The organism is Ancylomarina sp. 16SWW S1-10-2 (genome assembly GCF_009669305.1).
Classification (GTDB): domain Bacteria; phylum Bacteroidota; class Bacteroidia; order Bacteroidales; family Marinifilaceae; genus Ancylomarina.
The window spans coordinates 72,888-99,460 of sequence record NZ_SADB01000015.1; the positions used below are offsets into that span (position 1 = coordinate 72,888).

General features: G+C 31.3%; 24 protein-coding genes and 2 tRNA genes. 15 read left to right on the forward strand and 11 right to left on the reverse strand.

Features of this window, described 5'->3' with window-relative positions:
• Positions 1-243 precede the first annotated feature (243 nt).
• The 3 genes from EMN46_RS13115 to EMN46_RS13125 form a co-directional block, all read right to left on the reverse strand.
• Positions 244-1,083, reverse strand: coding sequence for a peptidylprolyl isomerase (locus EMN46_RS13115; RefSeq protein WP_154201276.1), 840 nt, complete (start codon positions 1,081-1,083; stop codon positions 244-246).
• A gap of 84 nt (positions 1,084-1,167) precedes the next feature.
• Positions 1,168-1,989 (reverse strand): peptidylprolyl isomerase, encoded by an 822-nt coding sequence (locus EMN46_RS13120; RefSeq protein WP_154201277.1) that lies wholly within the window; start codon positions 1,987-1,989, stop codon positions 1,168-1,170.
• A gap of 37 nt (positions 1,990-2,026) precedes the next feature.
• Positions 2,027-2,377, reverse strand: a complete 351-nt coding sequence (locus tag EMN46_RS13125) for a hypothetical protein (RefSeq protein WP_154201278.1) — start codon at positions 2,375-2,377, stop codon at positions 2,027-2,029.
• Positions 2,378-2,518: 141 nt separating this feature from the next.
• Between EMN46_RS13125 and EMN46_RS13130 the strand changes: the two genes are divergently transcribed.
• From EMN46_RS13130 to EMN46_RS13145, 4 genes are all read left to right on the forward strand, one after another.
• Positions 2,519-2,593 (forward strand) — tRNA-Val (locus EMN46_RS13130).
• A 31-nt stretch (positions 2,594-2,624) separates the two neighbouring features.
• Positions 2,625-2,699 (forward strand) — tRNA-Val (locus EMN46_RS13135).
• Between the two features lie 490 nt (positions 2,700-3,189).
• Positions 3,190-3,750, forward strand: a complete 561-nt coding sequence (locus EMN46_RS13140) for an RNA polymerase sigma factor (protein WP_154201279.1) — start codon at positions 3,190-3,192, stop codon at positions 3,748-3,750.
• Positions 3,747-4,502, forward strand: coding sequence for a tol-pal system YbgF family protein (locus EMN46_RS13145; protein WP_154201280.1), 756 nt, complete (start codon positions 3,747-3,749; stop codon positions 4,500-4,502). Before EMN46_RS13140 ends, EMN46_RS13145 begins: the two co-directional genes overlap by 4 nt.
• Positions 4,503-4,639: 137 nt before the next feature.
• Here the strand turns inward: EMN46_RS13145 and EMN46_RS13150 are convergent, their stop codons facing one another.
• Positions 4,640-7,420: a CHAT domain-containing protein gene (locus EMN46_RS13150; protein ID WP_195715272.1), complete on the reverse strand. Its 2,781-nt coding sequence runs from the start codon at positions 7,418-7,420 to the stop codon at positions 4,640-4,642.
• A 563-nt stretch (positions 7,421-7,983) separates the two neighbouring features.
• Between EMN46_RS13150 and EMN46_RS13155 the strand changes: the two genes are divergently transcribed.
• Entirely contained in the window at positions 7,984-8,811 is an 828-nt protein-coding gene (locus EMN46_RS13155) for a sensor histidine kinase KdpD (protein ID WP_154201282.1), read from the forward strand.
• Positions 8,812-8,944: 133 nt separating this feature from the next.
• Positions 8,945-9,643: an NAD-dependent deacylase gene (locus EMN46_RS13160; protein ID WP_154201283.1), complete on the forward strand. Its 699-nt coding sequence runs from the start codon at positions 8,945-8,947 to the stop codon at positions 9,641-9,643.
• A 77-nt stretch (positions 9,644-9,720) separates the two neighbouring features.
• Here EMN46_RS13160 and EMN46_RS13165 read toward each other — a convergent pair whose 3' ends face one another.
• The 3 genes from EMN46_RS13165 to EMN46_RS13175 all read right to left on the reverse strand — a co-directional run bounded on the left by EMN46_RS13165 (position 9,721) and on the right by EMN46_RS13175 (position 12,946).
• On the reverse strand, positions 9,721-11,979 hold the full coding sequence (locus EMN46_RS13165) for an inorganic phosphate transporter (protein ID WP_154201284.1): 2,259 nt from the start codon (positions 11,977-11,979) through the stop codon (positions 9,721-9,723).
• Between the two features lie 118 nt (positions 11,980-12,097).
• Positions 12,098-12,472 (reverse strand): hypothetical protein, encoded by a 375-nt coding sequence (locus tag EMN46_RS13170; RefSeq protein ID WP_154201285.1) that lies wholly within the window; start codon positions 12,470-12,472, stop codon positions 12,098-12,100.
• Between the two features lie 87 nt (positions 12,473-12,559).
• Positions 12,560-12,946 (reverse strand): methylglyoxal synthase, encoded by a 387-nt coding sequence (locus EMN46_RS13175; RefSeq protein ID WP_154201286.1) that lies wholly within the window; start codon positions 12,944-12,946, stop codon positions 12,560-12,562.
• A 232-nt stretch (positions 12,947-13,178) separates the two neighbouring features.
• Here EMN46_RS13175 and EMN46_RS13180 point away from each other — a divergent pair, with 232 nt between their 5' ends.
• Together EMN46_RS13180 and EMN46_RS13185 are read left to right on the forward strand one after the other, a co-directional pair.
• Positions 13,179-13,589: an SPOR domain-containing protein gene (locus EMN46_RS13180; RefSeq protein WP_154201287.1), complete on the forward strand. Its 411-nt coding sequence runs from the start codon at positions 13,179-13,181 to the stop codon at positions 13,587-13,589.
• 14 nt (positions 13,590-13,603) lie between these two features.
• Positions 13,604-14,023, forward strand: a complete 420-nt coding sequence (locus EMN46_RS13185) for an SPOR domain-containing protein (protein ID WP_154201288.1) — start codon at positions 13,604-13,606, stop codon at positions 14,021-14,023.
• A 54-nt stretch (positions 14,024-14,077) separates the two neighbouring features.
• Here the strand turns inward: EMN46_RS13185 and EMN46_RS13190 are convergent, their stop codons facing one another.
• The 3 genes from EMN46_RS13190 to asnS all read right to left on the reverse strand — a co-directional run bounded on the left by EMN46_RS13190 (position 14,078) and on the right by asnS (position 17,804).
• Complete coding sequence (locus EMN46_RS13190; protein WP_154201289.1) at positions 14,078-14,680, reverse strand: PAP2 family protein; 603 nt, start codon at positions 14,678-14,680, stop codon at positions 14,078-14,080.
• Between the two features lie 18 nt (positions 14,681-14,698).
• Positions 14,699-16,153 (reverse strand): RNA polymerase factor sigma-54, encoded by a 1,455-nt coding sequence (rpoN, locus tag EMN46_RS13195; RefSeq protein ID WP_154201290.1) that lies wholly within the window; start codon positions 16,151-16,153, stop codon positions 14,699-14,701.
• Positions 16,154-16,358: 205 nt separating this feature from the next.
• A complete protein-coding gene (asnS, locus tag EMN46_RS13200) occupies positions 16,359-17,804 on the reverse strand; it encodes an asparagine--tRNA ligase (protein ID WP_154201291.1) in 1,446 nt (481 codons plus the stop codon).
• Positions 17,805-18,121: 317 nt separating this feature from the next.
• Between asnS and EMN46_RS13205 the strand changes: the two genes are divergently transcribed.
• The 6 genes from EMN46_RS13205 (at position 18,122) to EMN46_RS13230 (ending at position 24,546) form a co-directional block, all read left to right on the forward strand.
• Positions 18,122-19,777: an AMP-binding protein gene (locus EMN46_RS13205; protein WP_154201292.1), complete on the forward strand. Its 1,656-nt coding sequence runs from the start codon at positions 18,122-18,124 to the stop codon at positions 19,775-19,777.
• An 845-nt stretch (positions 19,778-20,622) separates the two neighbouring features.
• Positions 20,623-21,003: a response regulator gene (locus EMN46_RS13210; protein ID WP_154201293.1), complete on the forward strand. Its 381-nt coding sequence runs from the start codon at positions 20,623-20,625 to the stop codon at positions 21,001-21,003.
• A 110-nt stretch (positions 21,004-21,113) separates the two neighbouring features.
• The gene (ruvB, locus tag EMN46_RS13215; RefSeq protein WP_154201294.1) at positions 21,114-22,136 is read left to right on the forward strand and encodes a Holliday junction branch migration DNA helicase RuvB; all 1,023 of its coding nucleotides are present in this window, start codon (positions 21,114-21,116) and stop codon (positions 22,134-22,136) included.
• Between the two features lie 42 nt (positions 22,137-22,178).
• A complete protein-coding gene (locus tag EMN46_RS13220; RefSeq protein ID WP_154201295.1) occupies positions 22,179-22,511 on the forward strand; it encodes a hypothetical protein in 333 nt (110 codons plus the stop codon).
• Between the two features lie 268 nt (positions 22,512-22,779).
• Positions 22,780-23,817, forward strand: a complete 1,038-nt coding sequence (locus tag EMN46_RS13225; RefSeq protein WP_154201296.1) for a cell wall metabolism sensor histidine kinase WalK — start codon at positions 22,780-22,782, stop codon at positions 23,815-23,817.
• Positions 23,818-23,841: 24 nt separating this feature from the next.
• Complete coding sequence (locus EMN46_RS13230) at positions 23,842-24,546, forward strand: response regulator transcription factor (RefSeq protein ID WP_154201297.1); 705 nt, start codon at positions 23,842-23,844, stop codon at positions 24,544-24,546.
• A gap of 60 nt (positions 24,547-24,606) precedes the next feature.
• Here the strand turns inward: EMN46_RS13230 and EMN46_RS13235 are convergent, their stop codons facing one another.
• On the reverse strand, positions 24,607-25,221 hold the full coding sequence (locus EMN46_RS13235) for a ComF family protein (RefSeq protein ID WP_229130373.1): 615 nt from the start codon (positions 25,219-25,221) through the stop codon (positions 24,607-24,609).
• Between the two features lie 405 nt (positions 25,222-25,626).
• On the opposite strand from EMN46_RS13235, the gene EMN46_RS20455 reads away from it, so the two are divergent.
• Positions 25,627-26,445: a TonB family protein gene (locus EMN46_RS20455; RefSeq protein WP_154201299.1), complete on the forward strand. Its 819-nt coding sequence runs from the start codon at positions 25,627-25,629 to the stop codon at positions 26,443-26,445.
• The last annotated feature ends 128 nt before the right edge of the window (positions 26,446-26,573 follow it).

Below are 26,573 nucleotides of genomic sequence, written 5' to 3' on the forward strand. Positions count from 1 at the left end.
CAAATAGGTCGGCAAAGTTACAAAAAGATTGTTGAATATTAATACAGCGCAGCTAGAAGTCTCTGAGCAAACTACACAGCTTGATGTACTTTGTGTAAAACAAAAGAAAAAACGCCTCGCAAAGTACACAAAGATAGAAACCGCAGAGAACGCAAAGAATTAAATAAAACACTTTGCGATCTTAGCGTATGAAACAGATAAAATAAATACTTGGCGCACTTTGCGTGAAAAATTAAAAACTACTTAATACTTTAATATTCTAACTTTCATTTTCACATCTTGGTAAGGTCTATCAAACTTATCCGTTTTCAGATTCGCAATTTTATCCATAACATCAAAACCTTCAATCACTTCTCCAAAAACAGTATAATTTTTATCTAGATGTGGCACACCTCCAATAGTTGTAAAGGCCTTTATTTGTTCATCAGAAAATTCGAGTTTATCTCTTGAACTCTGATAATCGAAAGTAATATTAGACTTAATCTTGTTTGCAATTGCTCTAAACTCGTTAACCTTTTTAAGTTTTTTTAATGAGTCTAAAATCTGACGCTTTTTAGATGTTAGGTATCGTTTAGTGATTCTCTTTTTTAAAGGCTTATTCACAGCATTTTCTAAAGATTTCAGTTCTTCCAATGTATAAACCCTACCGTGAACAATATAGAATTGAGAAACATCTGATTCTTTAAAAACATTTACTTTATCGGGCTGACGAGCTGCAGCCAAAGCACCTTTTTTGTGAAAATGGTGAGGATTAAATTCCGATTCTATCGTTCTGTTTGAACTACCATAACCTATCTGTATACCAGCAGCAGCATTTCTAGAATCTTGCGACCCACCTTGCAGAACAAACCCTTTTATAACTCGATAAAATAAAGTGCCATCGAAATGTTTGTTTTCTATAAGCTGAAGAAAATTTTTACGATGTTTAGGCGTATCCTTATAGAGCATCAATTTTATATTACCCAAATTAGTTTCGATCAAAATAATAGAATTCGTCAACTTCGTTTGGGCAAATAATTCCCCTGAGGAGAATGACACCATCACAAAAAATGAAATAAGTATTATTGTTTTTAAATGCTTCATAGGATTAATTAGCTTTGACAAGTCAAAAAAACAAAAAAGCTTCGAATGATCGAAGCTTTTTCTTATAATTCTAAATTAAACGTGTTATTGAATAATCGAAATTTTCACTTCCACATCCTCTAAAGGGCGATTATTTTTATCCGTTTTTTCTGCAGCAATCTTATCAATAATATCCAATCCTTCAATTACTTCACCAAAAACAGTATAAGCCTGATCAAGGTGAGGAATACCTCCTACGGTAGAATATGCCTCTCTCATAGCATCAGTTAAAACGAGCGTTTGAGTATTCATAATAGAATCAACTTTAGATTTCATCTCTTCCATCTTGGTATTGAATAGTTCATACTCGCCATCCTTTTGAAGTTTTATTAATTCATCTTTATACAATTCGCGCTGATTTTCGAATACCTCCTTGTTCCGCTTTTTATTTATATTTGCTACCAACGGATCTAATTCCTCAGGTTCGTAAACTTTACCTTGAGCAATATAAAATTGAGATCCTGATGACATTTTTTTCGGATTCACCCTATCACCCTCACGTGCAGCAGCAATAACACCTTTTTTGTGAAATAAATTTGCATTGAATTCTGCAGGAATATCATAACCAGGTCCACCTTCTCCTAAGATAACATTTGCCTTTGCTCCCTTAGAATCAGGATCACCACCTTGAATCATAAAACCATCAATTACGCGATGAAAAAGAGTACCATCAAAAAATCCTTTATCAGCTAGCTTTATAAAATTATCCCGATGAAGTGGCGTTTCGTCATACAATTTAATCTTAACGGCACCATATTTCGTATCGATCTGCACAATACGATCTTTTTTACCCAGCTTAACCGCAGTTTTGCATGAAAACGACAGAGTCAGAAGAATTAATAAACTTAAAGTAATGAGTTTGTTCATAGATTTATTTTTTGGTTAGTCATTTTAAATAAAAATATTAAAATTCAAGATAATCGCTCTCTTTAAAATACTCTACAATTGAAGACTTCAAAAGTAAATCTTCTTTATCCTTCGAAAAGGGAGGAATCATTTTAATTTTCTTGAAAATTGGCCACTTATCATCATCATACCCTTCAATGGAATAATAATTCAATTTCATCAGCAAACGACATGTCGCCAAATTAATTAAAGCCATTTTATCATCTTTCGAATAGGTTTCTTTAAAGCCTTCTTCCCGTTCTTGAATGCCAATTAACAGCAAAGTGCCATTCAAATCTGCATCAACATTAAAATCTTCAGAAATTTTATATAAAAGTTTATTCCAGTCACTTTCTAAATTATTATCCATGTAATCAATTTTTTATGAGTTCTAAAAGTAGAGATTTTCAGCAAAAACAAAGGGCTACGAGCAGGTTTTTTTCATTTATTTTCAATTAGGGCTTGCGTATAAAGAAATTCCCTCCTATATTTGCATCGCAATTAAGGGAAAGGGCGATTAGCTCAGTTGGTTCAGAGCACTTGGTTTACACCCAAGGGGTCATAGGTTCGAATCCTATATCGCCCACAATTGTAACAAAAAAAAATATAGAATTCTCGGGCGATTAGCTCAGTTGGTTCAGAGCACTTGGTTTACACCCAAGGGGTCATAGGTTCGAATCCTATATCGCCCACCGAGAAATAAAAAGGAAATTTTCATTTGAAGATTTCCTTTTTTTAATTTATACCACATAAGAATTATATAGCCTAAATTAATTTCCTCCTCAATAAAATTCACTCTCTTTATATCGATAGAATAACATCTTTATTCCGTCAATAATGTAAGCAAAAGAAACCTCAGCAACTAAGCGGCAAGTAAAAATTACACATATCAAGCTTAAAAAACCATTTATCAAAATAAAATCATTCCCTTCCATATATATACATTCACAAGACAAAAACAATAATTCATCATTATTTTAGATAACTTTGTCACTAAACTCTATTAGCTTATAAGAGACCAGTTGTACAATCAAATATCGAATTAATTTGAAAATCATATTTTTTTTGAAATCACAATATGCTGATAATGTTTAAGATGTGAAGCAAAATTAAAGCATAATTATTTTTTTTCATTTTATTGGGTTACTTTTTGCAAAAAAAAGGAATAAAGGGGTAGATAGTATGGATTACACAACCGAAGCAATTCTAGATGGAATTGGAACGAGCAATAATGATGTATTGAATTACATCTATCGCAAATTCTTTCCTGACACTTGCAGATTCGTTGAAAACAATAGTGGAACCAGTGAAGACGCACGCGATCTTTTTCAGGAAGCTATTATTGTAATCTTTCGAAAAATGAAGAAAGCACCCATCGTGCTGACTTGTAATTTTAGAACGTATATCTACTCTGTATGCCGCCTATTGTGGTTAAAAAAACTAGAGAAGCGAAAAGATAGTCTTGAGATTATTAAATCGGATATTGTACTTGACCAACAAGTTGAAGATGTAAGTCAGTCTTACGAACAAACGGAAAAGTACCGTCTCTATCAGAAGCACTTTAAACAATTGCCTTCTGATTGTCAGGAAATTATGAAGCTGTATCTTAAAAAAGTATCTGCAAAAGAAATTGCAAAAGAACTAGGCTTTGCCGGAGAAGATTACGTGAAATCTAGAAAATATAAGTGCAAGCAAACACTTATAGTGAATATTAAAAGCGATAATCAATTTACCGAAGTATGATGAACGAAAAAGACTTTGATCGCATAGAAAATTATCTGGACGATCAACTAAACGAAAAAGAGACATTAGATTTTGAACAAAATTTAATGGATGATCTTGACTTGGAGAAGGAATTAAACCTTCACAACGAGATTAACGAAGCAATTATGGAAGAAGATGTGATGGATTTGAGAGCTAAGCTTGAAGCCATTGATATACCAACTACTCAGAAGGAAAAGCGTAAGATAAGATTTCATGGCAAATGGAGACTTGCTGCAGCATCGATGATTGTATTTATTGGTTTGGCTAGTGCATATTACATGCTTGGCGATAAAACGTATACCAATAAAGATGTGTTTATGGATTATTACAAGCCTTACGGTATTGTTATCAATACACGTTCGTCTGCTGAAACAACAAACACAGATAAGGTCATAAAAGAGGCTTCACAATACTATGAATCTAAAAATTACCGTGCTGCATTATCATTATTTCAAACAATTTTGGACAAAGACAGTACGAACTTAACAAGTAATTTTTATTCGGGTATCTCTAATATTCAAATACAAGAGTATCAAAAAGCAAATAAGAATTTTATTCGGGTTTTAAATCATAAGAACAACCTGTTTATTGAACAATCTGAATGGAATTTAGGATTTTGCTACCTAATGACCAATGAAAGAGAAAAGGCTAAAGAAACTTTTAATGCTATTGCCAAAGGGAATAGTTTTTACAAAACCAAGGCTAAGGAAATCCTTAGTAAACTGGAATAGATCAATTCGTCATACATCGATCATATATAAAGGATTGTTCTAAAGGACAATCCTTTTTCTTCGTTTATAATGGCGCAACTCTATTGGAGTTTCAAAGGTCAAAACTTTGACGTTCTTAAATGGAATATTTAAACCAATTATGACGTCTCAAACACATCCAATGTTTGCTCTTTATCTTTTTTACTAGTCATTTTTTTCCAAATAAGATAAATTCCTCCAATCGATATTGCGATACCTAAAACCATCAAGAGTCTATAAATCATACTATATTTTAGTAGACTATCTGTGTCACCAATAACAACATAACCCGACCAAAAATAAGGGTGAGATCTTAAAGCATCCGCAGTTTCCAAATAGGCTAACTTCGCTTTCTGAAGAGCCATATCTTTAGGGTAATTTTGAGATAAAAATTGATAAAATGAAGACATCAAATGTGAACCAGATAAATCTTCAACGGTCCAAAGAGTCATGATCAAACTAGGACATCCTGAATAAAAGAAGCCTCGAGCTAAACTCATAACTCCTTCTCCTTTCAAAAACTTACCGTCTCCAGAATTACAAGCACTCAATACAACCATTCTCGCTTTAAGATTCATATTATAAATCTCATAGGCATTCAATAAGTTATCATTCAAACTATCCTCCGTTTGTGTAAAAACTAATTTTGAATACATCGGATTTTCATCATCTAAAATAGCGTGCATGGCTAGATGCAGAATGTCAAAATTCTCAGCATTTTTCTTAAAATTCGTTTCAGTAGCCTTATCATCAATAAATGTTTCCCCTTCAAATATGTTTGAAATATTTTCAACTTCAACTTTAGCACCTGGTAAAGGGTACAATTTATTTTGTCGAACTTGCCTTGTTACAAGAATTGAGTCACTCACATTATTGTAAGAAGGAGCAAAAGCTAAAAGTCTTTTTGAAGAAGAGCTTATGAATTGTTTACTTGGTCGCTTAAAACCAATCGTAGCTGAATTTTGATAACTGATTGGATTGTGACGAATTAGGTAATCCAAATCACGATAATTCAAACTCTCTGAATCTCCTTTTGACCTAAGTAAAATGCCAAATGGTACATAGGACAATTTACCTTCAGGAATAATAATTAAACGCTTACCTTCGATCAATTCTTCATAAGGTTCTATCATAAGTTGATAAAGCTTATGGGCAAAGAAAATATAATCCCGGTAATACTTCATGCTGTTATCACCAAATAGATCTGATTTAAGACTCGTTTTAATCGTATTAATATTACTCTCCAATTCACCTTTCCTAAGAGAAATACACTTCATTTCGAAAAGATCCTTCCCTAAAACAAAAGAATATAAGATTGAATCCGATAAAGCATATTCGATCAAAATTTCATCCTCATTCAGTTGCTTTTGAAGTTCATCTACTGAAATACTAGAATTATCATACTTCAAGGCATAATACTCTGGATGATCTGTTTCAAATCGTTTAACCATTTTCTCATAGTCGGCATTCAGCCCAAAAAGAGTATGTCGCCAATTCGATATCGAATCTTGAGATGGATTAAGCTGCTTTCTCTCTTGATAAATCTTATCACGAAAGTTTGCAATATCTTGCTTTAATTGTCGCTCCAAATCTTGAAGATCAACAGGAATACCACCAAACAATTTAGCATCAACATCATTTAAATAATTACGTAAACTAGATGCCTTAGCTCGTTCGGAATATCTGAAAGCCTTTTCTTTATAAAGTGTATTACCAGTAAGTTCAAACAGCTTTGCCGCAACATTAATAGCTGAAGAAAAAGTCTCACTTTCATTAGCACTCAAAGCCAACTTTGATTCTTCATCCTGATAAGCAATACGAATCTGGTCAATAATTTCAACACACAAATCAAAGGTCTTCAAAGATCCTTTTAGATACTTAATTTCTTTCGACTCAATATACAACTTATGTAAGGTTGAAGCCTTGTCATTTAAAATATCAAAAGTTGATAGCTGACCATCAACTTCCCGCATATCTGGATTCTGATCAAAAGTCTCCCCATGAAAGTCGTAGGTACTCGATATAAGCGCTTTTTGGTAATATTTTAATGCCTTATCATAATCCTTATCCTTAAAATAAAAGGCTGCAATATTTTTCAAACAATGAGCCGTATCTGGATGTTTCAAGCCAAATTCTTCAATATAAATTTGATAGGATTTATCTAGATAGGCTTTCGCTAATTCAGACTTGTCTATTTCAGAATTAAATATGGCATAATTCAAATATAAGTTAGCCAAAGCCGAATTTTCCTTACCATTCAACCTTATCGATTCTTCTATACTTAATTTTAGATAGTAATCAGCTTCGATGTAATTTCCAAGATCTTTATAACAATTACCTATATTAGTATAGCTAATAGAAAGGTCTTTTACATGCCTTTCTCTCTTAATTTTAAGCCCTTCTAATAAATATTTAAGGGCCTTTTTATAATCCTTATTATTCTTTGATACCAAACCCAAATTACTAATTATTCGACCTCTCCAACGAATAGCATCTGGATTCTTTTCAATGATAAACAAAGCCGCTTCATAAAATTTCTGTGCCTTTAAATTATCTTTCAAATAGAAATAAATATTACCCATATTCACATATATGGGAGCTAGTTTTCCTGATGTCTCACCAAAATGTTTTTTACATATAGATACTGCAGAATTCAAGAAAAATAAGGCATTTTTAAAGTTACCCAATTTTAAAAGTGCAACACCATAATTAACCTTATAACGATACAAGAGTTCATAATTCGTCAAGTCATCTTCATTTATCGTGTTTTCAACCTGTTGAAAATACCTCTCTGCTCCCTTATAATTTTGAGAACGTAATTCGTTCACAGCCTTATTTAGTAAAACTAACAAGGAAGAATCTGCAGATATGCTCACATCAGGTTGAAAAGATAGTGACAATTTTGATGCTTTTACCTGGATATTTGATCCCCAAAACATCAAAAAGCATAAAATAATCAGTAAGAATCGAAATATTTTTTGATTTTTTTTCACGCTGTAAAAAAAGATTTAAAAGACTGATCTTGTGATGAATAAACCCACTTAAATTATTCAAAATATAGGGCGTATTTATATTTTTGAAAAAAAACTTTGACTTTCTGGGTTACTTTTTAACCAAAAAGGGAATAAAGGGGTGTAAAACGAAAACAATATTCACTTTATAATTTAAATAACCATGGAAAATTTTGAAATTCTTAACTCGACTCAATTATTAGAAGTAACTGGTGGACATAATGAAATGACTTCAAAAGATGTTGCTGAAGATTGCATCGTTTAATTTTTCGATCATTTTCACAAGACCTTACAACCATAACAAATTTTGATATTTTATCTACAGAGTAATTTTTAAAAGGAAAGATGTTACATGTGACGATGTCGTTTTAGCTTCCTTACAAAAACTTTAGAGTGATTAAAATTAACCGCTCCAAACTCTCACTATAGGTATAATCAGAAAAAACTACTAAATGGATAAACATCCGACATACTGCGAGCTTGAAAAACAGTTAGCAGTGGCATTACAGAAAGCAGAAGGAGCAGAAAAATTAAAAAATGCGTTCCTAGCGAATATTTCACACGAAATACGCACGCCTATGAATGCCATAATCGGAGCATCAGACATTTTATGTGACAATTCATTAACAAAAGAAGATAGAAAAGAATTTACTTCTATTTTAAATACAAGCAGTCGTTCGCTGCTCAATTTACTCAATCAAATTATAGATTTATCGCAATTGGATTCTGGTATTATGCCATTAAATGAATCCGAGATCGATCTAGAAGCAATCATCATCAGGTTATATATAACCTATGAAGAAAAAATCAAAATACTAGAAAAAAACATTGCAATTAGTTATCAAATAGATTGCCATAATCCCAATATTATCGTTGATGGTGAGAAACTTGAAAAAGCTATCTGCTATTTATTAGATAATGCTATTAATTTTACTCAATCAGGTAAAATTAGTCTTCATTGTAGCCTAATAGATAATAAAGAAATTAAAATTTCGGTAAAGGATACTGGTTCTGGCATTAGTGATGAACAAAAAGAATTAATATTCAATCGGTTTAATCAAATTGACAATTCATATACTCGCAAACAGTCGGGCGCAGGTATCGGACTAAGCCTCTGTTCTAGATATATAAAATTGATGAACGGTAATATAGAAGTTGAATCTGAATTAGGAAAAGGTTCAATTTTTCACCTCACAATTCCCGTCAAATACAAGTTTGAAAAATTTAAACTAATTGGATCTTCAAAAAAAATTCATAGCAAAAAAACAGCTATTGGATAATCTACACATTAAAAATACTCCTATTTTTAATTGCACAATCGGTTCTATCTAAGAACTGGAATCTTTATCTACCATATTTTTTTTCTGACTAATTGCTTACCTTTAGTTTTTAAATAAAACTAAAAAGAGATAAATGGCTACCAAGAAAAAACTAGTCGTGCTTTCAGGTGCTGGAATTAGTGCTGAAAGTGGCTTAAGAACCTTTCGTGAAATGGGAGGTTTATGGGAAGAATATGATGTTATGGATGTAGCGAGTCCACAAGGCTGGAAAAAGGATCCAGAGCTCGTTACTAAGTTTTATAACGACAGACGAAAGCAACTACTCAATTGCAAACCCAACGATGGCCATCTGATATTACATGAACTTGAAAAATATTTTGATGTAGAAATAATTACTCAAAATGTAGATGATTTACATGAAAGAGCTGGAAGTACTAAGATACTTCATCTTCATGGTGAACTATTAAAAGCAAGAAGCACTGTAGATGAAAACCTTATTTACGATTTAGACGATTGGGAATTAACAGCCGATAGTAAATGTGAAAAAGGCTCACGCTTAAGACCACATATTGTATGGTTTGGCGAAGCTGTTCCTGCCATAACAGAAGCTGCAGAAACCGTCTCTAAAGTAGATATAATGGTTATTGTAGGTACATCGATGAATGTATATCCTGCAGCAGGTTTAATTGACTACGCTCCCTCTAATTGCCCAATCTATATTATAGATCCCCATGAAGTAAATATGTCCTCTTATGGTAATCGTACATTCATTAAAGAAAAAGCTAGTGTTGGTATGAAGAAACTTCTTGATATTCTAACAAATAAGCAATAAAATACAAACTAAAAAAGAGAGCTGTTCAACTTAGTGAACAGCTCTTTTTGTTTAATATTACAACTATAGATCTAATATTATTCTAAATCATCATCTGCATTGGAAGTTGAAAAATCACGTGCAGATTTAAGCAGATTTCCTGCATATAAAATCAAGTTTTTAGTCTCATTTAATATACCAAGATATAGAACTGAGTTTCTTGTTCCAACCTTCTCAGCTTTAATTCTCTTGATTTGTTCTTTTCTGAATTTTTTGATTGATTTCAGCAAGACCTCTTGCTCTTCTAAAACTGAATCTACATTTTCAATAAGATAATTTCTATCATTAATTATCGTGTTAATATGGGTGAAAAACTCAGAAAGATTAGCTTGAATAATATTCAATTCTTTAATTTGTTCTAACTCAAAAGCCTTGTGATTATTATCAATATACTCGAAAACAGGTTCTACAATAAAGCTAGTAGCATGAGCCATTTCGCGAAGATAATCGATAAGTTGAACATAGAATGGACCCGAGTAAATGCTGTCTTCGTTAAGTAATTTTACCATAACAGGTACCTGATTTTTAATCTTCTTAACCTCAACATTTAACTTATTTACTTTCTTAGAACATTCTTTCAATTTAGCTCTATCTTCATAGGCTAATCCCGTAATCATTTTTCCAAATAAACCTGAAATCTTAGCAATTAGTGTAGAAACAGCATGCGTACATTGCTCAGCTGCATCGCCAGTAATAATCAAAGAATCATTATCCTCTTCAGAAACAACTTCATTCTTACGTTTATGTGCTAAGTGTGAACGAACCACAAAGAAAATAGCTAATATAAGTAAACCAAATATGGCATATCCGCCTAACCAATTAATTAAGTTAGCAAAAATAAATGCAGCGGTAAATGCACTAATAGCAGTAAAAAACCAACCACCAATAACAGTAAGTACTCCCGTAATACGATAAACTGCAGAATCACGTCCCCAAGCTCTATCGGCCAATGACGTACCCATAGCAACCATAAACGTAACATAGGTGGTCGAAAGTGGTAACTTAAGCGATGTACCAATTGCAATCAAGATACTCGCAACAGTAAGATTTACCGAAGCTCGAATCATATCAAATGCTGGGATATCTTTTTTATCAATATCGGGAGAAATGACAGGTTGCGAAAAACTTATATCGATACTCTTTTGAATTCGATCGGGTAAAATAGTTCTTAAACGACTATTAGCAGAAAGAGAACGACGTACGATTAATCGTCCAAAATATGAAGAACCAAATCGTTCATCACCTTCATTTTGATTACTCAAACTCAATTCAGTTTCGGTAACTGTTCTTGCTTTCTTAGAGAACCAAAGTGTAACAGTCATTATAATACCTGCAATTAAAAGAAGGTAGGTTTCTGTTTGAACTTTACCAGTTAGCATTTCCATGGTTAAACCATACGGATCGCCTGAACCACTCGCTACATATGCTTGAAATGATTTAAAACCAGCTAGTGGAACGCCAATAAAATTAACCAAGTCGTTACCTGCAAAAGCCATAGCCAATGCAAAAGTACCAACGAGTACAATTACCTTAAGAATATTCAAACGCACCAACCAAACTAGCAGCTGAAGAAGAACTGTCCACCCTACAAAACAACTTGCAATTATGGTAAATGTATTAGACTTTATCCATAACAAGGTTTCTTTTGAGATAAACGAAGATCCCTTTGCTCCCTTAATAAGAATAAAATAAGTAATAGCAGTAATGGCGAAACCGCCAAAAATGGCTCCAAAATATCTAAATCGTTTATCGTATTTATAAGTAAAAATAAGACGTGTAATATATTGAACTAATGAACCAGCCGTAAAAGCAATAACAACACTCAGAAGTATTCCCGTTATAATGGCGAGAGCTTTTGCAGAATTTATATAACGACCTAAATCTAAAAGTGATTGATCCGAGTTCAAGATTTTAACAAGGGCAACAGCAACTGCAGCACCAAGTAATTCGAATACAATGGACACCGTTGTAGATGTTGGCAAACCAATGGTATTATAAAAATCTAAAAGAATAATATCCGTTAACATGACTGCCACAAAAATGATCATGATCTCGGCAAAATAGAACTGATCGGGGTGAAAAATACCCTTACGAGCTACTTCCATCATACCACTAGAGAAGGTTGCTCCAATAAGAATACCTAAACTAGCAATAATCAAAATAGCCCATCGAGGAGCTGCTTTAGATCCAAATGCAGAATTCAAAAAATTTACTGCATCATTACTCACTCCAACAATTAAGTCAGAAATTGCAAGTGCAAATAACACAACAACAATAATTAAATAGAAATTATCCATGCTTTTCAATTTATAAGTTCGATACAAATTTACAAAGAGGCAAAAGCAGAAGTGTTCCCTGAATTTTACCTTTGTGTTAATTTTAGATTAACAAAACATAAAAAATAGATGTTTAATTTCATTCTAAAATCCAATCAACAGCAGCTTCAACGGTACTAAATCCGTTCGAAGTATATCCTTCATCCTTTGATTTAACCATAATTGGAATAACAAGGTCTTTTGCTTCGGTAGTAATAATTGCGATTTTAAAACCGCCAAATACCTCCAAGTTTGCCTTATAAAAATCTGCAATCTCTGTCGTTTGATCCAAACTAACCTGAAAGTTGGCTTTACGATAATCCAAGACAATGCCTTTCATGCCATTGTGTACAATATTATTAGCAATAGCAGTTTCCCATGAAGAAGAAATATCTCGAACAGTAATTGTTCCAAAGTAAGTCTTAAATAAGATATTTAATTCTGGGAAAAATTTATATTTACAGAAATCACTCATTTAAAAGATCAATTAATAGAACCTTAATTTAAGTAAAAAAGCTCATAATAACATAATTATTATGAGCTCTTTATAAGAATAAATAAGTTAAACGTCTTTACTCCGTTCTGATTTATTGAGTTCAACAAGGAAATCAGCAGTAGCTAAATTTAAGGCAATTGGAACATTATTTAAAACAGCTGTACGTATCAAAGTTTGAATATCATGTTCATGTCCATGAGGCGTTTCGGCATCAATTAAAAAAATCACTTCATCAACATGACCTCCTAGAATTTGAGCAGCAAGAAGAATATCACCTCCATTAGGTCCATGTCCAAAAGGCTCAACTTTAAGATCTAAAACAGAGTTTAGTAATTGTGATGTATTCGAGGTACCAATTAATTTATGCTTTTTAAGTTCGTCCATATGACGTTTAACCCAAGCCAACATTTCACTTTTTTTCTCGTTATGAGCAACTAGTGCAATTCTTTTCATGTTCTATATTGTTAGTTATGTTTTAATGTTTGAAATAATATTAACATCAGCTCAGCATTTATTTTGAACAAATAATTATAAATCCTGAATAATGCTCAAATCAAAATTAAATAGAATATGATTAAAAACTGATGTTATAAAGATAAATAAACATTATTATACAGTTACTGTTTATCGAAATCTATTATATTTGTTAGTAATTTGATTAGCATTATATTAAATTTGTTGAAATATGAACACAAGATATAAGTTTTTGTTTATTGCATTCCTTAGTTTAGCTATTGGAATAAGTGCCTGTAAGGAAGAGAAGAAAACGCTTAAGAATCCTAAAACAACGAAGAAAATTGTAAAGGCTAAACCTATTAAAAAGAAAGTAGAAAAGGTTGTTCCTAAAGTTGTTGTTAAAAAAGCGATCAACAAATATTTCTTAATCAAAGCAAGCTTTAAGAATCAATCAAATGCTAAAAGAATGAAATCAAAACTTCAAGAAGAAGGCTTCGATTCAGAAATTATGTTGTCTAATAATAACTTTTATCGTGTATCGTATCAAGGATTTTCTAAAAGAGACGTAGCCTTTAATGAACTTAAGCAAGCTCGTGCAAATCAGGGTACTGAAGATGTTTGGTTACATATAAAGCATTAACAATATTTGATTCTATGAAGTCGTATAAATACAGCTTAATTTCACTTCTAATAATTCTATCAGCTTGCAGTAATAAAGAACTGACAAAGATTGATGGGACAAATGTGGTTGAGCTTACGGCAAATAGAGAAATACCTAAAGCGCCTTCGGCTGAAAGTCAGCAATTATCTAAGACATTCTCCCTTACTCAAATTCTTGAGAACAGAGCCTTATTTAATTACCATATAGTTGGTGGAAGTAGCAAACGAAAGAACACTGCTTTAACTTTAAGCCAGCAGTTATACAAGAAGGGTTACCCTTGTAGAATTATAGAAACTAACGGTAGATATCGAGTTATCATACAATCTTTCGCAAGTAAAGAAGTTGCTGTGCAAGAACTTAAAAGACTTAAAAAACTAAATCATAAACCCGATTTATGGATTTTAAAAGAATAAAAAAAAGAGCTCATATGAGCTCTTTTTTTATGTGCTATTGTAAAGTATTATATTCTATTTAAAAAGAAACGTTCCACATACAACAATAAACCCAAGTAAAAAACCAGCGTATATCTGACTTGGTTTATGCAATTCTAATTTTAAGCGAGAAAAAGCTAAAAGTCCTGCAGCTAATATCGCCATCATAAACAGACTACGTAATGATGTGGAAAAACGAATAGAGAATGCGAAGATTAAAGCGCATAAACCTCCAATACCTGCCATGTGCAGGCTTATCTTCCACCAATAAGATATTATTAACAAAAGGGTTAAACTAATCATACCAGCAAGCTGTAATCGTGCAAATATGTTTGATCCAGGTAACTCCATTAATAAATAAAAGCCTAAACTATACGATAAAATTGCCAAGATTAATGGGATCATTCTATCCTTACGTTCCGTCAAACTATAATTGGTTATTAACGAATATGATTTTAATAAAGGTAAACAACTCAAAGGAAGTAATACGGTTGTAATAAACACAATCATATAAATTGCTTTAGCCAAAGGAAATGGCGTAAAATCGAGCAATGTATTGGAATGAAAAATTAAGTATAAAGCATATGAAGGCATGAGCATTGGATGTGCAAGCCCTGATATTATTTTAGGATATTTCATGGATTTCAACTGTATTTTTTAGAGTTCTTTTCTTAATCGAGCCACTGGTATATTTAACTGTTCACGATACTTAGCCACTGTTCTTCGAGCAATCATGTAGGATTTTTCTTTCAGAATAGCAGTTAATTTATCATCGGTAAGTGGTTTACTTTTATCCTCATTGTCAACACACTCTCTCAGTATATTTTTAATTTCTCGAGTCGATACTTCTTCACCACTATCGGTTTGTAAACCTTCCGAAAAGAAATATTTAAGAGAAAATATACCAAAATGAGTTTGGATATACTTAGAATTAGAAACACGAGAAATTGTAGAAATATCTAAGGATGTTAGCTCAGAAATATCTTTCAGAATCATTGGCCTTAATTGCTTCTCATCCCCTTCGAGAAAATAAGCATGCTGAAAATTAATAATAGCTTGCATAGTCAGCATAAGCGTATTTTGACGTTGACGTATGGCATCGATAAACCACTTAGCCGAATCGAGCTTTTGCTTAACGAACATGACTGCATCCTTTTGATCCTTGGAATGATTTGCCTTATTATTAGAATAATCCTGCAACATATCCGCATAAGACCTATTGATATGCAAATCAGGAACATTTCGTAAATTCAAACTTAAGTTTAATTCACCATCTTGTTCTTCGAGAATAAAATCGGGAATAATAGTTGGTGATGGCTTAGACATCGGATTCGTAAAAGCTCCACCAGGCTTTGGGTTTAATCTTAAAATTTCATCCACAGCACATTTAAAATCTTCATCATTTAAATCTAAACGCTTCTGGATTTTATCATAATGTTTACGTGTAAATTCTTCGAAATATTTTTTGAGTATGATGTGTGCATTCTTAACATCTGGATTGTGTGAACCTTTTCGCTTAATTTGTAAAAGTAAACACTCTTGAAGATCTCGAGCACCAATACCAGCTGGATCAAAATCCTGAATCACATGCAACAATTCTACTAATTCTTCAAAAGTGGTATTAATACCTGTGGAGAAAGCTAAATCATCAATAATACTATCTATATCACGACGTAAATAACCATCTTCATCTATATTACCAATCAAATATTCGGCTAAAGCAGCCTTTTCGGGTGTAAGTATTCTTAAACCCAGTTGACTAACTAATTGTTCATAAAATGTTGTTCCTCCCGAGAAAGGAATATCCTCATGTTTATCGTCCTTAGAATAATTTTTTGCAGATAACTTATAAGAAGGTGTATCATCATCATCCATATAATCTTCGATTGAGAACTCCTCCTGATCCTTATCTTTTATTTCGTGTTCTTCTTCTTGATAATCATCTTGAGGAATTTCTTCACTTTCTCCTTCGTCGAGAACAGGATTTTCTTCCAATTCTTTTTTAATTCTTTCCTCAAGCTGCAAAGTAGGAAGCTCAAGAAGTTTAATCACCTGTATTTGCTGAGGTGATAACTTTTGTAATAATTTTTGTTGTAAACTCTGCTTCAGCATATACGTATTTAACTGTTAATAATTATATGATGATTATAAATACAGCTTGATATAACAAATATCAAACCATAAAAGATAAATGGATTAAAGATAGGTAAATATACTTGCAGAATAAGTGAATAAAAAGACTTTTAACAGAAAAGTTTAATCACAAAAAAAGTTGGTCCCTATAGAACCAACTTAAATATATAATTTACTTTACTTTTTAAAATTCAGCATTTTTAGGTGAACGTGGAAAAGGAATTACGTCACGAATATTAGCCATACCTGTAACAAAAAGCATCATACGCTCAAATCCTAATCCAAATCCTGAGTGAGTAGCCGAACCAAAACGACGTGTATCTAAATACCAATCCATTTCGTCGGTAGGAACACCCATTTCATTCATACGTGTAACTAATTTATCATAATTTTCTTCACGTTGAGATCCTCCAATAATTTCACCAATACCTGGGAAAAGAATATCCATAGCACCTACGGTTTTTCCATCGTCATTTTGTTTCATATAGAACGACTTGATTTCCTTAGGGTAATCAATTAGAATAACTGGTTTTTTGAATTCCTTCTCAACCAAATATCTTTCGTGCTCCGACTGAAGATCAGCTCCCCAACCATCAATCACATATTTGAATTTTTTCTTCTTATTTGGCTTACAGTTACGAAGAATGTCAATTGCCTCTGTATAAGTTAAACGAACAAAATCGTTTGCCAATACAAAACGAAGTTTCTCAACAAGTTCCATAGAACGATCGTCAGCTTTCTTACCTTTTTCTTCTTCTTGTAAACGCTTACTTAAGAATTCAAGATCGCTCATACAGTTATCCAAAGCATACTTAATCATATACTTAAGGAATTCCTCAGCCAAATCCATATTGTCTTTCAAGTCGTAGAATGCCATTTCAGGCTCAATCATCCAAAACTCAGCAAGGTGACGAGTTGTATTTGAATTCTCGGCACGGAAAGTAGGACCAAAAGTGTAAATCTCCCCCAAAGCCATAGCTCCAAGTTCACCTTCAAGCTGACCAGAAACAGTAAGGTTAGTCTCTTTTCCGAAGAAATCTTCTTTATAATTAATTGTTCCATCCTCGTTTAAAGGTGGGTTTTTATCATCAAGAGTTGTTACTCGAAACATTTCACCAGCACCCTCGGCATCAGAACCTGTGATAAGTGGCGTATGCATATAAAAGAATCCCTTTTTATTGAAAAACTCATGCACAGCAAATGCCATCGCATGACGAATACGGAAAACAGCACTAAAAGTACTTGTACGGAAACGCAAATGAGCTTTTTCTCTTAAAAATTCTAAAGAGTGTTTTTTAGGTTGTAATGGATATTTTTCAGGATCGGCAACACCTAAAACATCGATAGATATAGCTTCTAATTCAACAGTTTGTCCACTACCTGCTGATTCAATTAGTTTACCTTGAACAGAAATAGCTGCTCCAGTAGTAATCTTCTTCAACAAGTCCTCATTAAAACTAGGAACATCAACAACGATCTGAATATTATTAATAGTAGAACCATCATTTAAAGCAACAAAATTAATTTGTTTATTACCACGCTTGGTTCTTACCCATCCCTTAACATTTACTTCACTGCCGTACGCTTTCGAAACCAACAGATCTTTGACCTTAATTCTTTTCTGTTCCATGTTTATTATAACTTAATGAGATAATAATGAGTATCTGTTTTTATTACAAAACTGATAACAAGGTTACAAAAATATAAAAATGCATTCAATTAAGCTTAGTAACAGCTATATTAAATGAGAAAAAGCTTGATCACTATTTAAAGACATGGTAAAATATATAAACAAACAATTAGAGATTATTAGCAGTAAAGCAACACAATTCTGAAACACTTGATTTTATGGAACTAATTACTAGTTTTATGAAGTTGAAGAGAGTTAAATATTGATTTTTTAATCAGATTACTATCTTTACAATCGTAAAAAAACACATTAAATATATGATTACAAATAAGTTAATTCATTCCATAGAGGAAAGTATTCAAAATAATTGGGAGCTCCCAGCCTTTACCAACTACAAAAAAGATAGCCTTACTTTTAAAGAAGTAGCCGAAAAAATACAATGGATTCATCTTCTTTATAAGGAGATGGGAATTAAAAAAGGAGATAAAGTGGCCTTAATAGGTCGTAACCTTAATAATTGGGCCGTAACATATTTAGCAACTATAACCTATGGTGCTACCATAGTTCCTATTTTACCCGATTTCAATTCGGGTGATATTCATCATATCATCAACCATTCTGAAGCTTCATTACTGTTTGCAACAGAAAATTTGTTCAATAAAATTGATGATTCAAAAATTAAAAAGATCAAGGGCTTTGTATCTTTAAACGACTTCTCTGTACTTTGCTCATCTTGCGAAAAATTGGACAAAGCTCTTCGTAAAACGAATGAAAAATTTGATCCATCAAGAGTCAATAAAAACAAATTAAACTATGTAGATTCTAAGGAAAGTGATATTGCTGTTCTATCATACACATCAGGAACGTCAGGTTTTTCTAAAGGTGTAATGCTAACCTATCGATGCTTACATTCCAATGTTAAATTTGGTTTTGATCATATTGATTTACGTCCGAAAGATAAAGTTGTTTCTTTCCTTCCTCTTGCCCATGTATTTGGATGCATGTTCGAATTCTTAACTGAATTTTGTATTGGTTGCCATGTTGTCTTTTTATCCCGTGTTCCTACGCCACAACTTATCACAAAGGCTTTTCAAGAAGTAAAACCTCGACTTATATGTTTGGTTCCTCTTATTATGGAAAAAATATATAAAAAGAAAATATTACCAGTACTTGAAAGTCGTCGTGTTAAGTTGATGTTGAAGGTTCCTTTGCTTGAGAGAAAAGTTTATAAGAAAATTAGAGAAACCCTTATTGAAACCTTTGGTGGAGAATTTATAGAAGTCATTATTGGTGGCGCTGCTTTAAGTAAGGAAGTAGAAGATTTCCTTTTTAAAATAGATTTTCCATTTTCAATTGGATATGGCATGACAGAATGTGGACCATTAATTGGTTACAGTCCCAATAAACAATTTCGTCCTTATTCTTGTGGTCGAATTATAGATAGAATGCTGGTTCGAATAGATTCCAAAGATCCCATAAATATTGTAGGAGAAATTCAAGTTAAAGGTGATAATGTAATGGCCGGTTATTATAAAAATAAGGTAGCCACTGCAGAAACAATTACAAAAGATGGTTGGTTAAAAACAGGAGACTTAGGTGTTCTCGATGAAGATGATGTTATATATATAAAAGGTAGAAATAAAAATATGTTGTTGGGCCCATCAGGGCAAAATATATATCCCGAAGAAATAGAATCTAAATTAAATAACCTACCCTTTATACAAGAATCAATTGTAACCGATAATAAGGATCATAAATTAATTGCTCTAGTTTATCCTGATTATGAAAGTTGTGATGCTGAACGTTTATCTAAAAGTGAAATTGAAGAAGCTTTTGAATCGAATAGAAAAATATTAAATAAAAAGCTTCCTCCCTATATGAACGTTTCAAAACTTATTCTTTATCCTGAAGAATTTAAGAAAACACCTAAACGAAATATTAAACGATTTTTATATACAGAAATGTATCATTAAAGCGTAATTCAAATATTATTTTTAAGCAGCTATATTAAATTATATGCTGCTTTTTTTATGCCTAAAAAAGGAAAAAAAAGATAAAGTAAATGCAACCTTTTTATCTAAATCAAGTATAAGAATTTATAAGCTTATTAGAATTATACATTTTAAAATGTGGTTAGTTTAGAGTTTATGAAGAGTATTGAGTATCGTTTTTATTTTTTTTAGTGAAAATCGCATATAATCCTAGTAAGCAAATACTTATAACAGTTTTTTATGAAATCAACAGTTTGTTAACATATAGTTAACATGCTGTTGATTTTTTCTTATTAAATATTCAAAACAAATCTTAGGATATTTGATTTCCCCTCTTGTATGAAAAAATTATTCCAATTAAACAATTTTACTTTTAAGTCCTGAAAATGGATCTTCCAACAACTTATCAACAGTATGTTAATAATGATTTAGCAAATTCTTATCAGAATTCACACTTATCAACAGTGTGTTAATAAAGCATATAATCAATTACAAATCAATAGCCCTATATTAACATAGCTTGTTGATATCCTGTTATTAGATTGATTTTCTTAAATAATCCAATAAAACTCAATTGGACTTACCAACATTATTAACAGGATATTATAATCATCATATTTTTTTAGAGAAATTAAAAGAAAAGAAAATAATAATATAGATGTGTATAAGTCTGAAATAGGAGAAATGAAGTTTTTATAAAAGCTTGAGTAGAATCTAATTTTAGAAGAAGTTATATTGGACTTATAACTAAATTAAAAAATTGAAAGTTTAAGTAAAATTATATTGTTGAATTTAGTATATTGCGGAGACTAAATGATAAAAAAATAATGAGCTGGGAAAATAAAAATTTTAAGTTATTATTGGTAGAAGACAACAAGCTAAATCAGGTTGTTGTTAAGTTTAGTTTAAAACGCTTCGGTTATGAAATTATAACAGCTAATAATGGAATCGAGGCTGTAGAGAAATTCAAGAAAGAAGATTTTGATTTTATCTTGATGGATGTCATGATGCCAGAGATGGATGGATTAGAAGCTACCAAAATAATTAGAGATCTTGAAAAAGGAGATGATATTCCAATTATCGCTCTTACTGCTGATGTGATTACTGCAACCGAAAATAAATGCCGAGAATCTGGTATGGATGCTTATATGATAAAACCTTTTGAGGTTGAAAAACTTTTTGATATTCTAGAAAGTTTAAATCTATAAATAAAAATTACTGCTTTTATTTATCTCATTTGTGTCTAATTTTAAACAAATGAGACTATTTTTGTGCTTTGCTGTTTATAGTTTTTAAACTGCTTTTATAATACCTACAAATGGACGATAAGCTTAATACTAAGAATCAAGATACTGAAGATAAAGTGGTTGATGTTGATCAACAATTAAGACCCTTACGTTTTGAAGATTTTAGTGGACAGAAAAAAATCGTTGAAAATCTAGATGTTTTTGTAAAAGCAGCTAAAATGCGTGGCGAAGCATTGGATCATGTTTTACTTCATGGACCTCCAGGTTTGGGTAAAACAACACTTTCGAATATTCTTGCAAATGAATTAGGAGTGGGCATAAAAATTACTTCTGGGCCCGTTTTAGATAAACCTGGCGATTTAGCAGGGCTATTAACAAATCTAGACGAGAATGATGTGCTATTCATCGACGAGATACACCGTTTAAGCCCCATAGTTGAAGAATATTTGTATTCGGCTATGGAAGACTTCAGAATAGATATTGTGATTGATAAAGGGCCTGCTGCGCGTTCAATTCAATTGGAATTAAACCCATTTACCTTAATTGGAGCTACAACTCGGTCTGGATTATTAACCTCACCGCTTCGTGCTCGTTTTGGTATCAATTCACACCTAGAGTATTACGATATGTCTGTACTGACTCAAATCGTAAAACGATCAGCAAAAATTTTAGATATTGAAATTTCACATGAAGCTGCAGGAGAAATAGCATCTCGAAGTAGAGGAACACCTCGAATTGTAAATGCTTTACTTCGCCGAGTTCGTGATTTTGCTCAAGTAAAAGGAAATGGATCTATCGATTTAGAAATTGCTAGATATTCTCTAAAAGCTTTAAATATTGATAAGCATGGTTTAGATGAAATGGATAATAAAATTTTGACTTGTATAATTGATAAATTTAAAGGAGGACCAGTTGGTATTTCAACAATTGCAACTGCAGTTAGTGAAGATGCTGGAACAATTGAGGAAGTTTATGAGCCATTTTTAATTAAAGAAGGTTTCATAAAAAGAACGCCACGAGGTCGTGAAGTAACTGCACTTGCTTATTCTCATTTAGGTAAAAGTAGATTCGAAGAACCTAACTCTCTTTTTTAAATTAAGTCAAATCATATATAAACATAATACAAACTAAATTTAATGAATAAAATACGTTCAATTTTATACACCTTAGCAACCGTTTTAATTATTGTAGGTGCTTTATTTATTATACAAGATAATACTTATGGTATTTTAATTCTTGTTTTAGGTTTGGTTTTAAATATGGTTTATAGAGCCATAAATATTGACTTTAAAAAAATTGAATTATTCCATTGGTTTGAGTTTATTAAGTTAGGAAGCATCATTTTTATGGCAGTTGCTTGTTTAAGTTTTATGTTAGAATTAGAACAAAAATTCAATCTACTGATTCTTTCAATTATTATCGATTTAATTGTGAATATGAAAGAAATATCTTTTAAAAAGAAAGCTTAATTAGTCGTATTGGCTAAAATAAATAATACAAAATATATTTAAGGAGTCTAATCGGTAAGTCTGATTATGACTCTTTTTTTATATGAGTTTTTGAAATAAATAAGTATTAACTTAGAATAAATTTTAAAGTAGTAATAATGAATTATTAACCTTTACTTAATATGACAAATACTATTGCTTATTTATTAATTTGAATATTTGTGCAAGAGAAAATTCTTAACATTATCTTTATTTTATACAGATATAAATCTGATTTTAGAGCCATTTTATGCAAATAATTACTTCCAAAAAAGTCAATTTCTTAATGACACTTTCTGCTGTCATTATCATTTTTGTTGAATTTCTACTTTATACATTTTTTGAAGACAAAGCTTTAGTACTTTTTATAAGTTTGGTTATTTTAAGTATATTTATGTTTATTATGTCTCGTTATTTGGTTCGTCGTTTTTTATACTCTAAAATTCGAATGATTTATAAAACCATACACGATACTCAGTTTATCGATAGAGAATTGGTTGATAAGGTAAAGACGATTGATATACTTAATGAAGCTGAGAAAGAAGTTTTAGAATGGAGCGAAGGTCGTGGTTCTTTAATTATGCAATTAAAGCGCCAGGAAGAGTATAGAAAAGAATTTATTGGTAATGTATCTCATGAGTTAAAAACGCCAATTTTTAATATTCAAGGCTATATTTTAACCTTACTTGATGGTGGTTTGGAAGATGAAAATATTAATAGAGCTTATCTTGAACGTACAGAGAAAAGTATTAATAGAATGATTGGTATTGTGAAAGATTTGGAATCAATTTCAAAACTCGAACATGGTGAATTAAAATTAATACAAGAGCATTTTAATATTATCGAATTGATAAATGAGGCTGTTGAAATGCAAGAGATGCGAGCACAAAAACATAAAATAGATGTTCAATTTCCTCAAAAAAATGCTGTCGCTAAATTTGTAGAAGCTGATAAAAAAGAAATTTTTCAAGCCATGGTTAATCTTCTTGTTAATTCTATAAAATATGGAAAACAAGGAGGAAAAACTCAAATAGAGGTTATGGATATGGACGATAAACTTTTGATTGAGTTTCGTGATAATGGAATTGGAATTGAGAAAGATAATCTACCAAGAATTTTTGAACGATTTTATAGAGTTGATAAAAGTAGATCGAGAAATATGGGCGGATCTGGTTTAGGGTTAGCAATAGTAAAACATATTATTGATGCACATGATCAAAGCATAAATGTAAGTAGTACATATGGTGAAGGCACAAGTTTTACTTTCACTCTAAATAAGGTAAAATAGACTTAAGCATCTAAATTTGAAGATATGGAGAATAGTGATTATAAGATTTTACTTGTCGATGACGAGCCAGATATTTTAGAATTCTTAAGTTATAATATAAAAAAAGAAGGTTTTCAGGTTAAAACAGCTAGTAATGGCGTTGAAGGTATTGAGGTTGCTAAAAAATTTCAACCACATCTTATTATTTTAGATGTAATGATGCCGGAAATGGATGGTATTGAAACTTGCGATAACTTGAGAGAAATGCCAGAATTTAAAGATGTATTAATTACATTCTTAACAGCAAGAAATGAAGATTATTCTCAAATTGCTGGATTCGATGCAGGTGCTGATGACTACATTAGTAAGCCAATTAAACCTAAGGTTTTAATTTCTCGACTTAAAGCCATGTTAAAACGTGCTAATAGAACAAAGGCTAATGGAGATAATAGTACTAGTTCAATTATTAAGTTTGGTTCTATTGCGATTGATAAGGAGCGGTATTTGGTTATAAAAGGCGAAGATGAATTATCATTACCACGAAAAGAATTTGAATTACTGTTATTATTATCATCTCGTCCACAAAGAGTATTTACCCGCGAAGAAATTTATAATGGTGTATGGGGAGAAAATATTATTGTAGGAGATAGAACAATAGATGTACATATTCGAAAATTAAGAGAAAAATTAGGAGATAACTTAATTAAAACGGTTAAGGGAGTAGGTTATAAATTTATAGATAAGGACTAGAAAATTCTTACATAAATATGTATAAAGTTTGGTTAATATAGATATTAATTGAGCTTTTATTTATGCTTGAGCAAGACAAGCAATACTAACTTTAATATGATCTATTTCTAATAATTTTTGTGCACAAGCCTCAAGTGTTGCACCAGTAGTTATAACATCGTCAACTAACAAAACATGTTTGTTTTTTAATTTCTCTGAAGATTTTAATGCAAATATATTTTCCACATTTAACCATCTTTCAATTTTATCTTTTTTTGTTTGAGATTCAGAATGAATATTTCTTACAAGAACATCGACTATCATTTCTATATTCATTGTTTCAGCCATTCCTTTAGCTATCATTTCTGCCTGGTTATAAGTTCTAGCTTTTTTCTTTTTAGGATGAAGAGGAACTGGTATAATAACATCAATATCTCTGTAATATTCAGAATTCATTAACGTATTGCCAAAATGTTTTCCAAGTTCAATACCAATTTCAGCTTGTCTATTGTATTTTAATTTATGAATAAGTTTTTGGTATCGGCTACCCTTATTAAAAGTGAAAAATGCTGTTGCATTAGTGATATTAACTCTTCCAATAAAAATTTCTGAAATGGGATTATCTTTTTGAAAATGAAAATTTGTTTTGGGTAATTGAAAAAGACAAGAGGTACATATAACTTTTTCTCCTTTCAATAAATAATTTCCACAAGCAGCACAATTTAAGGGAAAAAATAGATTGAGAAAATTCCACCAAGTACTCTTTAAATAAAAGCTAAATGTATTCCAACGTTTATAGCGTGTTTTAGGAGGCATAGAAAATAAAAATAAATTTAGAATCTTTTTTATTGCTAATAGACAAGTAATTAACCATAATTTATGAAAAATATCTGAAATTACAAAATATAAATTTGATGGTATATATCTGATATAATAATTGTTAGCTTATGATGATTTATTACTATTTTTTTTAAAAAGTTGATTGTTATTTCATAATAAAATATGACATAGTATTAAATATGAATTTCAACAAGATTGTCTATTTCAACTAATCTTGATAGCTTTGTTTTATTTTAAATTTTAATCAGAATTAATAGGTTAGTGGCAAAATCAGAATTAAATAAAGAAACTGAGCAGCATTCAAAAATGAGTGCATGGAAAGAGTTTAAAGACTATTTAAATCGTAATCGTTATGGTTTAATGGGAACTTTAGCCTTTCATATGGTGCTGCTTATTATTTTGCTTTTATTCAAGCTTAATTCTCCAATGCATTTTGTCGAAACTGAAATTTTTTTAGATATTCCTGATGATATTGTAGAACAAATAGAATTGGAAAATAAACGAGTAGAAGAAGAAATAATTGAAAAGCAAAAAGACAAGGTTTCCAATAGTGTTGATGAAATGTTAAAATCGATAGCAGTTAATCGAAATTTAAAAACTGAAAATAGAAAAGAACGATCTGTCCAGGATCTTGATAAAATGATTGACGATATTAAACAAGAATTGGATGGTTATGAATCTGATGAATATAGTGCCAACTCAAAAGATTTAGAAAGTTTTAAAAAAGATAGTATTCAATTGGCTAAAGAACGTAAAGAGCAATTGAAATTAGATTCGCTTAAAAATATGGAATACTCAGGAGAGAGTAGTGTTTTTTATAGTCTGAAAAACCGGAATAAATTAATTTTACCTATTCCTGTTTTTAAATGTGAAGAATCTGGTCGGGTTAGAGTAAAAATTACTGTAAACAGAAATGGTAAAGTTATAAAAGCAGAAGTAATTGAGAAGGAATCTGATACAAGTGACGAAAATTTATTCGAAGCTGCCTTAGATGCTGCATACCGATCTCGATTTAATATAGATAATAGTAGTCCAATGAAACAAATTGGGAGCATTACGTTTAATTTTATTAGACAATAATTAGATCCATTTTTTAGTATTAAACAACTGTTTGTCAATTAGTTTAGTCAGTTTATGTCAAAATACAATTTGTTCGTAATAATGAATCATTCTCTTAATATAATTGAGAATTTATAATAAATGCTTAA